The sequence below is a fragment of the Arthrobacter sp. 05L45_2 genome (genome assembly GCF_056397525.1).
This window is the reverse complement of record NZ_JBFTNO010000111.1, coordinates 1-10038: the sequence shown is the minus strand read 5'-3', so window position 1 is coordinate 10038 and position 10038 is coordinate 1. Positions and strand designations below refer to the sequence as shown.

The 10038-nt window shown below is 68.1% G+C and carries 11 protein-coding genes; 6 read left to right on the top strand and 5 right to left on the bottom strand.

The window, feature by feature from the left end:
- The 3 genes from AC1DHD_RS10040 to AC1DHD_RS10030 all read left to right on the top strand — a co-directional run.
- Positions 1-472: zinc-binding dehydrogenase (locus AC1DHD_RS10040; RefSeq protein WP_476879576.1), on the top strand; the 472-nt coding region annotated here is incomplete at its 5' end.
- A 102-nt stretch (positions 473-574) separates the two neighbouring features.
- Entirely contained in the window at positions 575-2044 is a 1470-nt protein-coding gene (locus tag AC1DHD_RS10035; protein ID WP_476879575.1) for a peptide MFS transporter, read from the top strand.
- Between the two features lie 5 nt (positions 2045-2049).
- Entirely contained in the window at positions 2050-2916 is an 867-nt protein-coding gene (locus AC1DHD_RS10030) for an aminoglycoside phosphotransferase/kinase family protein (protein ID WP_476879574.1), read from the top strand.
- On the opposite strand, the gene AC1DHD_RS10025 is transcribed toward AC1DHD_RS10030, so the two are convergent.
- Positions 2900-3361, bottom strand: coding sequence for a DUF4190 domain-containing protein (locus AC1DHD_RS10025; RefSeq protein ID WP_476879573.1), 462 nt, complete (start codon positions 3359-3361; stop codon positions 2900-2902). The genes AC1DHD_RS10030 and AC1DHD_RS10025 overlap by 17 nt on opposite strands.
- A gap of 130 nt (positions 3362-3491) precedes the next feature.
- On the opposite strand from AC1DHD_RS10025, the gene pgm reads away from it, so the two are divergent.
- Positions 3492-5165 (top strand): phosphoglucomutase (alpha-D-glucose-1,6-bisphosphate-dependent), encoded by a 1674-nt coding sequence (gene pgm / locus AC1DHD_RS10020; protein ID WP_476879572.1) that lies wholly within the window; start codon positions 3492-3494, stop codon positions 5163-5165.
- A gap of 103 nt (positions 5166-5268) precedes the next feature.
- Here the strand turns inward: pgm and AC1DHD_RS10015 are convergent, their stop codons facing one another.
- The 4 genes from AC1DHD_RS10015 to AC1DHD_RS10000 form a co-directional block, all read right to left on the bottom strand.
- Entirely contained in the window at positions 5269-6435 is a 1167-nt protein-coding gene (locus tag AC1DHD_RS10015; protein WP_476879571.1) for a GGDEF domain-containing protein, read from the bottom strand.
- A 103-nt stretch (positions 6436-6538) separates the two neighbouring features.
- The gene (locus tag AC1DHD_RS10010) at positions 6539-7060 is read right to left on the bottom strand and encodes a 2'-5' RNA ligase family protein (RefSeq protein WP_476879570.1); all 522 of its coding nucleotides are present in this window, start codon (positions 7058-7060) and stop codon (positions 6539-6541) included.
- Between the two features lie 46 nt (positions 7061-7106).
- Positions 7107-7712, bottom strand: a complete 606-nt coding sequence (locus AC1DHD_RS10005) for a malonic semialdehyde reductase (RefSeq protein WP_476879569.1) — start codon at positions 7710-7712, stop codon at positions 7107-7109.
- Positions 7713-7840: 128 nt separating this feature from the next.
- Entirely contained in the window at positions 7841-8629 is a 789-nt protein-coding gene (locus AC1DHD_RS10000) for an aminoglycoside phosphotransferase family protein (RefSeq protein WP_476879568.1), read from the bottom strand.
- Between the two features lie 55 nt (positions 8630-8684).
- Between AC1DHD_RS10000 and AC1DHD_RS09995 the strand changes: the two genes are divergently transcribed.
- Both AC1DHD_RS09995 and AC1DHD_RS09990 read left to right on the top strand, forming a co-directional pair.
- Complete coding sequence (locus AC1DHD_RS09995) at positions 8685-9182, top strand: hypothetical protein (RefSeq protein WP_476879567.1); 498 nt, start codon at positions 8685-8687, stop codon at positions 9180-9182.
- 302 nt (positions 9183-9484) lie between these two features.
- Positions 9485-10038 (top strand): DUF222 domain-containing protein (locus tag AC1DHD_RS09990; RefSeq protein WP_476879566.1); only part of this gene is annotated, 554 nt, incomplete at its 3' end.

Below are 10038 nucleotides of genomic sequence, written 5' to 3'. Positions count from 1 at the left end.
CTCCCAGGGCGTCTCGAGGATTGTCGCCGTGGACACCCTCGACGAAAAACTTGAGCACGCCCGCCGGCTCGGCGCCCACGAGGCCTACACCCCGCAGGAACTGGCGGACCAGGGCATCAAGGCCAGGTTCGTGGTCGAATGCGCCGGCAGCGCCCGGGCGTTCGAGACAGCATTCGCCGCCACCGACGTCGGCGGCACCACCATCACGGCGGGGCTTCCGTCCCCCGACGCCCGCGCCCAGCTCTCTCCCCTGACCATCACGGCGGAAGCCCGCACCGTCGTCGGCAGCTACCTCGGGTCGGCGGTGCCGGCCAGGGACATCCCCAAGTACGCCCAGCTGTGGCGGGACGGGAAACTTCCGGTCGAGGAGCTCATTTCATCGCGGATTRCTCTGGCCGACATCAACGAGGCCATGGACCAGCTGGCCGACGGCAAGGCAGTGCGCCAGGTGATCATGTTCGACGCCGAATAGCGAGGCCGCGGGGGCGACACGGAGAGGAAACACACCCGTATTGACTTGATCCGCGCCGCCGCGGATGTGACAATCGCGCGCCGCGGTGTCAGCATTAAGTAAATGAGCACAACTCATTTAGATAATCCCCCCGCTACAACGCCGGGCGATACCTCGTTTTTTGGCCACCCAAAGATGCTGGCCAGCCTCTTCTCGGTAGAGATGTGGGAGCGCTTCTCCTTCTACGGAATGCAGGGCATCCTCCTCTACTACATGTACTTCACGGCCGATCAAGGCGGCCTTGAAATCAACAAGGCCCTCGCCGCCAGCCTGGTCGGCGCCTACGGTGGCGGTGTCTACCTCTCCACCATTCTGGGCGCCTGGCTCGCGGACCGGCTCTTCGGCTCCGAGCGGGTCCTCTTCGGCGCCGCCATCATGATCATGGCCGGCCACATCGCCCTCGCCCTGATCCCCGGGGTTCCCGGCCTCATCGCCGGCCTGGTGCTGGTGGGCGTCGGCTCCGGCGGACTGAAAGCCAACGCGACCGCCCTCGTCGGCAGCCTGTACCGCGAAAAGGACGAACGCCGCGACGCCGGGTTCTCCATCTTCTACATGGGCATCAACGCCGGCGCCCTGATCGGTCCGCTGATCACCGGCTGGCTGCAGGAAAGCCAGGGCTTCCACTGGGGCTTTGGCGCCGCCGCCGTCGGTATGGCAATCGGCTTGTGCATCTACGCCCTGGGCCGCAACAAGCTGCCGGAAGACGCACACCGCGTGCCGAACCCGCTGCCTGCCGCCCAGCGCACCCGGTACGGGCTGGTCTTCGCCGGCATCGCCGTTGTGATCGCCGCCCTGCTCGCCACCGGCACCGTCAACGCGGACAACCTCGCCATGTCCATGGCCTACGCCGCCATCGGCGCGTCCGCCCTGTACTTCGTGCTCATCTTCACCAGCAAGAAGGTCAACGCCACCGAGCGCAGCCGGGTCACGGCCTTCATCCCGCTGTACATCGCCTCGGCTGCATTCTGGGCCCTGTTCCAGCAGCAGTTCACCTTCATCGCCGTGTACTCGGAGGAGAAGCTGGACCGGAACCTGTTCGGCTGGGAAATGCCGGCGGCATGGGTCCAGTCCATCAACCCGGTCTTCATCATCGTCTTCGCCGGTGTTATGGCCGCCATGTGGACCCGCCTCGGCCGCAAACAGCCCGGCTCGGCGCTGAAGTTCTCGATTGGCCTGTTCGTGATGGGCCTGGCATTCCTGGCGTTCATCCCGCTGGCCGGCGACGGCAAGACGCCGCTCCTGGCGCTGGTGGGCATCCTGCTGCTGTTCACGCTGGCGGAGCTGTTCCTGTCCCCGATCGGCCTGTCCGTGACCACCAAGCTGGCACCGAAGGCCTTCCACACCCAGATGGTCGCCCTGTTCTTCCTTTCGATCTCGCTGGGCACCACCCTGGCCGGCATGCTGTCCGGGCTCTACAACCCTCACGACGAGCTGCCGTACTTCATCGGCGTCGGCGGAACGGCCATGATCCTGGCCGTCGGCCTGGCCGCAGCCTCGCCTGCCATCAAGAAGCTCATGGGCGGCGTACGCTGACCTGAATGAAACCCCGAGATCGCCCGCCGGTAGAGTCGCGCGTCTACGTCCCCGCCCTTGGCGAGGCGTCCGACGTCGAACTTATGCCGGCGGGCGATGTCACTGAAGGCGTGGTGCGGATCGGCGGGACCATCCGGCGGCCACATCAGCCGCAGAGTTTCGCCGTCGCCGCGTACCTCGACTGGCTGGAGGATGCGGGCTTCGACGGTTCACCGCGGTTCCTGGGCCGGGACGCCGAGGGCCGGGACGTTCTGACTTTCCTCGCCGGGCAATGCGCCGGTGCCGATCCGGAGGCCTGGGTGCAGTCCGAGGAACTCCTGGCCTCCGTCGCCCGGCTGGTCCGCCGGCTGCACACGGCGTCGGCAGGTTTCGTCCCGGCCGCCCATCCGTTTCCGCCCCGCTTCCTCCCGTCGGGCGCAGCCGGCCAGGATCCGGCCGAACTGGTCTGCCACCTCGACGTCACCGCGCAAAACGTGGTGGTCCGGGACGGCGTTGCCATCGGTCTGGTGGACTTCGACCTCGCCGGCCCCACCACGGCCTTCAAGGATTCCTTCAACGCGGCGTCGCACTGGGCACCCCTCCGGGACCCCGCCGATGCCTGGCCGGGCTGGGAAGACACCGACCCCTTCCGGCGGCTCCGGATCTTCGCCGACGCCTACGGCTGGGGCGATCAGGAACGCCGGGCGCTGCCGGCGTTCGGGGTGGAGGCGGCCACGCTGAGCTACCAGCGGATGGAACACAACGCCAAGGCTCTTGGCGGCGGCTGGGCCCGGATGTGGGACGACGGGGTCGGCGGGCTCATTCTGCGCCGGCGCGACTGGCTCCACGCCAACGCCCAGCGCTTGGTGGACGCACTTACCGGGCGGAGATGAACTCCGCGTTCGTGAACACGACGCCGAGCGTCACAACCACCAGCAGCGTGATGGCAATCGCGACGTAGCCGAGGACCAGGCCGGCGATGGCCAGGCCCCTGCCCCCGGGCTCACGGTGCAGGGCGAGGTGACCGAGGACGACGGCGGCCAGCTGCGGGAGCAGGAAGAAACCGAGTCCGAGGAAAGCCGCGATGCCGCAGCACAAACTCGCAATACTCAGGCCCTTCGAGGCCGGCGCGACGCCGTGATAGTACGGCTGTCCGTAGGCATCGGCGTACGGGGGCGCCGGCTGGCCGTAGGCATCGTACGTCCCGGCCGGCTGGCCCAGCTGCGGGGCGGCGGCGGGCATCGGCGGAACGTGGCCGTCGGTGTACGACGGGCCGTACGACGGCGGCTGGTAGTCCCGCTGTGGCTCGCCTGACCCGGGCCCGGGCTGCTCCGTCATGAAAATCCCTCCGCTGTGTGTACGTCAAGATTATCCCCGCACAGGGTCCCCGGCGGGGCGGCCGGCGTCACAGCCGGACGATTCAGGCCAAAGCATGTTCCGCGACCACCTCGTCTGGCATGCTGGAGCCATGGCTAGCCGCGCGGGCACAGTTGCCCAACCCCAAGACCTTGTTGACCTCACTGCGCTCCTGGATGCGTACTACGACGTTTCTCCGGACCTGGGTGACCCGGGACAACGCGTCGCCTTCGGCACCTCCGGGCACCGGGGCTCGAGCCTGAAGGCGTCGTTCAACGAACCCCATATCGTCGCGATCACGCAGGCCATTGTGGAGTACCGCGCCGGGCAGGGCATCACCGGCCCGCTGTACCTCGCCAAGGACACCCACGCCCTGAGCGAGCCGGCGCAGAACTCGGCGCTGGAGGTGCTGGCTGCCAACGGTGTGAACGTCCTGATCGACGCCCGCCACGGCTACACGCCCACCCCTGCCCTGAGCCACGCCATCCTGACCCACAACAACAACTCCCCCGCCGGTGCACCGCAGGCCGATGGCATTGTGGTGACCCCCAGCCACAACCCGCCCGGCGACGGCGGGTTCAAGTACAACCCKCCGCACGGCGGACCGGCGGACACCGACGCCACCGGCTGGATTGCCAACCGCGCCAATGAACTGCTCGAAAACGGCCTGCGCGGGGTCAAGCGGGTACCGATAGCGGACGCCCTGGCCGCCGACACGACCGGGAAGTTCGACTTCCTGTCCAGCTACGTTGATGACCTGCCATCGGTGCTGGACCTGAACGCTATCCGCGACGCCGGCGTCCGGATCGGCGCCGATCCCATGGGCGGCGCGTCAGTGGACTACTGGGGTGAAATCGGCGAGCGCCACCACCTGAACCTCACCGTCGTGAATCCGACCGTCGACCCGCAGTGGGCCTTTATGACCCTGGACTGGGACGAGAAGATCCGGATGGACTGCTCCTCGCCGTCGGCCATGGCGTCCCTGATCAACCGGATGGCGGCCGGTGCGGACGGGTCCGCACCGTTCGACATCGCCACCGGCAACGACGCCGACGCCGACCGGCACGGCATTGTGACTCCGTTTGTCGACGGGCAGGGCGGGTTGATGAACCCCAACCACTACCTCGCCGTCGCCATCGATTACCTGTACCGGCACCGCAGCGGGTGGAACCCGCAGTCCGTGATCGGCAAGACCCTGGTGTCCTCCTCGATCATCGACCGTGTGGCCGGGAGCCTGGGCCGGAAGCTGGTCGAAGTGCCGGTGGGCTTCAAATGGTTCGTCCCCGGGCTGCTGTCCGGCGAGGGCGCCTTCGGCGGCGAGGAATCCGCCGGCGCTTCCTTCAACAAGATGGACGGCAGCGTCTGGACCACGGATAAGGACGGCATCCTGCTGGCCCTGCTGGCCTCCGAAATCACGGCGGTCACCGGCACGTCGCCCTCGCAGCTGTACAAGGGCCTCACCGACCAGTTCGGCGACCCTGTCTACGCCCGCATCGACGCGGCCGCGACGCGGGAGCAGAAAGCCGCCCTGGGCAAGCTGTCGCCGTCGGACGTCACGGCCACGGAACTCGCGGGCGAGACCATCACCGCGAAGCTGACTGAGGCGCCCGGCAACGGAGCGGCCATCGGCGGACTGAAGGTGGTCACCGAGAACGCCTGGTTCGCGGCCCGCCCGTCGGGCACCGAGGACGTCTACAAGATCTACGCGGAGTCCTTCAAGGGCGCCGAGCACCTCAAGCAGGTCCAGGCTGAGGCCAAGGCCCTGGTGGACGGGGTTATTTCCTAGCGGGAAGGGATGTGGGCGCCGGCCGGTGCGGCCGGCGCGACGCGCCAGCGGCTGGCGCACCGGTGGCTGGCTGGCGCCCGACGGGCCGGCCCGCTGTGTCGGCCTAGGCCCGCTGGCCGTCGCGGAGGTTTGCGGCAAGCACTGACTGGTCACGGCCCAGCGTCTTCGCCCGGTACAGGGCGGCATCAGCCGAGGAGATCAGCGCCTGCAGGTCCACGCGGGCCGGGCCGGTGGAAGCTATTCCGTAGCTCACAGTCGGCAGCTGTGGCTCCACGGATGGCTGTGCTTCCTGCAGCCGCCGGCTGATGGTGGCTGCCATCTCTTCGGCGCGTTCCGGGCTGACACCCGGCAGGAGGAGGACGAATTCCTCGCCKCCGTAGCGTCCCACGAGGTCGGTGGACCGGACGGATGCGGTGCAGGCAGCGGCGAAGGTCTGCAGGGCCACATCCCCGGCCGCGTGCCCGTACCGGTCGTTGACGGACTTAAAGTGGTCGAGGTCGGCGAGGATCAGCGACGCCGTTGTCCTCGCGTTGCCCAGGCGGCGGAGTTCGTTCTGCGCGAGGTCAAGAAAGGCGCTGCGGTTCAGAAGTCCGGTGAGGCCGTCGAAGGTGGCGCGGGCACGGAGGTCCCGGGTCAGCTGTTCGTTGCTCAACTCCGCCATGGCGAAGGAGGCGATCACCAGGACCATCGAGGTGAGGAGCGTCGTCGCCACCGAGCCGAAGTAGGTAACGAACACGGGACCGTTGGGACCCTCGAGGATGAAGGCGGTGAGCCGGCCGGCGTAGTAGACGGCAAGAAGCGCGGCGCCGAAGGCGAGGGGGCGGTGCACCCGGGAGTAGTCCACATCGAGCAGGAACAGTTCGCGGGAGCAGAGCCCCAGCATCAGCCCCATGACGCCCAGCAGCGCTATCCCGCCGGACCAGTTATTGGTGGCCGGATGGTCCAGCACCGACAGGATGCCCGTTACCGCGGGCCCGGCCAGGAGAGCCCACAGTGGCGGGTTTCCGCAGCGCAGCGACCGGCCGCCGGCCCACATGGCCCCGGCCCCGCCCACCAGCAGGATGTTGCCCAGCGGGTTCGCCCACACCTGGTGAACGGTGCCGTCCAGCAGGTAGGAGGAGGATCCGGTCAGGAAGAGCAGCAGTGCTGAGCACCACCAGCCGCTGAAGGGCGAGCGGGTCCGCCGGAAGGTAATGAAGTAGAAAAGACAGAGCAGGGTCAGGGTGACCACGGCCAGCGACACGCGCAGCGTCGAGGTGTCGAGCATCATCCTGTGACTCCCCCAGCGCGCACCCAGTGACCCCAGAATCCGTCGGTGTCAGTCTTAATTTGCCCCAAGTATTGCACCTCGGACGAAAAATGAAGAGGCCCACTCATAATGTGGCGTCCCACAGCGTCACCACCCGCCGCGTGGTGTGGCCGCCGTCCGGTGCCATGTCCACCAGCGCGATCCGGTCCAGCGCCAGTTGGGCCCCAGGCAAGGGCGAAAGGGTGCCCCGGTGGGAGACATGCGGACGGTATCCCGTCAAGGTGTAGCCGGGGGTGGCGACCCGGCCCGGCAGCGCCCCCACTGCACCCACAAGGGCCTCGTGGAGGGCCTGGAGCGCGGCACTGGGCTCGATCAGGCTGACTGGTACCGAGCCGTCGCGGCCGAATCCCGCGTGGCCGCCAACGGGGACGGAAGTCCCCAACGCTGCCCGCACGGGTGCATCCATCAGCCCGGCCATGCGGGCACAGAGGAGGTCCCCGCCGCCGTCGTTGCCGCCGCCGGTTCCCGGGGGAAGCTCGACGGCGTCGAACTTCACCAGCGTGATGTGCATCGGCCACGCGTCGCGCGGGAATACCATCCCGGTGGTGACCGGTTCGAGGAAGGCAACCACGATCAGGTTCCGCATGGGGCTAGTCTGCCACTGCCCTCCGACACGGCGGCCCGCCGGGCGATTAGACGGTGCGGACCACGTCGTCGTAAGCGAACTTGGGCTTCGGTGCGCCCCAGGCTTCCTCGGCGGCCTGGCCGATGTTGACCACCATAAAGCTCTTCTGGCTGCCGTCGGGGAAGAAATCGGCGTCGATCTTGCCGAAGTCTGCGCCCGTCATGGGTCCGGCGGAGAGGCCGAGGGAACGGACGGCGAGGATGAAGTAGCCGGCCTGCAGGTGCGCGTTGTTGTTGCCGGTGGCTGCAGCGAGGTCCGGGGCGGCGTCGTACATGGCCTTGGGGGCGTTGTAGCCCGGGAGGAAAGTGTCCCACTGCTCGTGCCAGGCCGTGTCGACGCTGAGGACGGCGACCAGCGGGGCGGACGCGGTCTTGGCGCGGTTTCCTGCGGAGAGGGCGTCAACCAGGGTGGCGCGGGCCTCGTCCGAGCGGACGTAGGTGACGCGCAGCGGCTGCGAGTTGAAGGCGGTGGGACCGAACTTGGTCAGCTCGTAGATGGCGCGGGCCTGCTCTTCGGTGACTTCCCCGGTGAAGGCGTTCGCCGTGCGTGCCTGGGCAAAGATGGCATCCACCGCTGCGGCGTCGATTACTGCTTCTTCATGGGCGAGGGTCATTCGCGTCCCTTTCGGTGGGCTTCGGCCCCGGTCGGGGCGCTGGTGCGTTCCCTAAGTGCAACGGAGCCGCCGGGCGGCTGCTTCCCGGCGGGAACAGTGAGGTCGGCCACAACCGGCGGCCGGTGTGGTCACTGCTGTGCGGCAAGGAGCAGCATCCGGGCACTGTCGCGCCGGTACATTGCGGCGTGGTCGTTGAGCTCCGTGCGGCCGGTTTCGGCGGCCCGGTTGTCGGAGTACTCGGCGAGTTCGCCCAGCCGGGCGCTCAGCGTTTCCAGCACGTCCCGGCGCTCGAAGGGGTAGCCGTAGGCCTCGATCAGTGCGTCGAGGCGGGCGATTTTTTGGGACGACGACGGCGCCCCGGCACCTTGCTGCCCGCCGTCGTCGTTCGTTGCACCGTCACCCTTGCCGTCGCCGAGCCCTTCGATCAGCGGCACCAGCTGGTACGCCAGGTAGGCGAAGTCCCAGATCCTGGGCCCGGGCGACGCCGCGTCAAAGTCGAAGACACCGGCGAACCGGTGGTTTTGGAACACCATGTTGTACGGGGCGAAGTCGTTGTGGCAGATCACCTCAACCGGGTGATGGGTTGGCAGCTGCCAGGTCAGGGACGCACGGGCCAGCTCGGTGCTGGCGTCCTGGATCCGGCGGAGCAGGGCGGCCGCCTCCTGCAGGATGGAAGGGTGCCAGATCCAGGGCGGCAGCGAGTACTGGACAACGTCCCCCGGCAGGAACGAGAGGATTTCGCGGCCCTGCGGATCCATGCCGAGAGCCGTCGGGACACGGTCGATTCCTTGGGTCCGGAGTGCCTCGAGCAGGGCGTGGACGGCGGGTGTCCAGGGACCCGAATTTCTGCGCACGGTATCCCCCACGCGCACCACCACGCTTGAATTTCCGCCAGCAAGGACCTCTTCGTGCACCACCGAACCAATCTAGACGACCGTGGGGCCGGGGCTTGGCAGCGTGCGAGGATAAATTATGGCAAGCACCCGCCCCGGAACGGCCCCGCTGTTTGATTCCGGCCGCATGTTTTACGGGAAGACGCCGCGCTGGATCTTCGCTGGTGTTGGCCTGCTCCTGGTTGCCAGCTTCGTTGGCGCGCTGGTCTCCGGCGCTGGCCGCAGCCCGGGTGGGCTCGCGGCCCTGGCCGCCGCGATGGTCTTCATTGCCGTGTTCTCCTTCGGCTATTCCCGGATCCGCCTCACGGAGGACACGATCATCCTCACCTGGCTGCCGCTGTACCGCGCCCGCATCCCGCTCTCGCAGGTCCGGTCCGCATCACCACAAACCATCACGGGTCTGCAGTATGGGTTCGGGCTGCGGCTCGGCGGTTTCGGACTTGGACTGATCCAGGACACCGGACCCGCCATCCGGCTTGAGGCCAACCACGGCTACATCCTGAGCCTCGGCACCGACGAACGACGCACCCAACTGCTCACCGCACTTGCCGACGCCGGAGTGCCCACGACTCTGTAGTCGGGCTGGAGGTTGGGTTTTGGGCGGGGGTCCGACGGCGGCGGGTGTTGGTAGCGCTGCCCGACGCATCGGATGACGCTGCCACATTGCCACGCGACGGGTCGGGACTTTCTTCCCTGTCTAGGGGTGGTTGTCTTCGGGTGTCTCTTTGAGGCGGTCGCTATTTTGTCGTACCCCCTTGGGAGACTTGGTTTATGGGAAGCGGTGCAGCTCTCGCGTTTCGTCCGGCTGGTGGGCCGGACGGTGATCAGCGCGGTGCGCAGCCGGGCTGTGAGCTTGCCGGCGGTGCGGTGTTGGGTGGTGTGCTGGAGGACTTGCGGGGGTTCAGTGCGACGGCGGTCGCGGACGCGGCGTTGTTCGGGGTCCGTGAGGCCGCGGAGTTCGCGGCCCGGGTCGAGGAGATCTCCCGGACCGTGGAGTACCTGCAACTCATCGCTGCGTCAGCGGTCGAACGCACCCGCACCGACGCCGCTGCCACCAATGACCCGGTCCTGGATGACGGGTACCGGCGCCCCGGGGATTTCCTCCGCGCCCGCCTGCATATCAGCGCCACCGAAGCGCACCGCCGGCTGGCCCTGGCCGGGGACGTGCTGCCCCGCACCGGGACCACCGGCCAGCCCCTGGCACCCCGGCACGAGGAACTCGGCGCCGCCCTCGCCGCCGGAACCCTCGGTTCCCGGTCCGCCACGATCACCAGCCAGGCCCTGGACCGGGTCCGGCCCGTCACCGACCCCGACACCACCACCCGGATGGAACACGCCCTGACCGCCACCGCCACCGAGTACGACCCGGACTTCCTCACCCGCATCGCCCGCCGCTGGATCGACGCCCTCGACCAGGACGGCACCGAACCCTC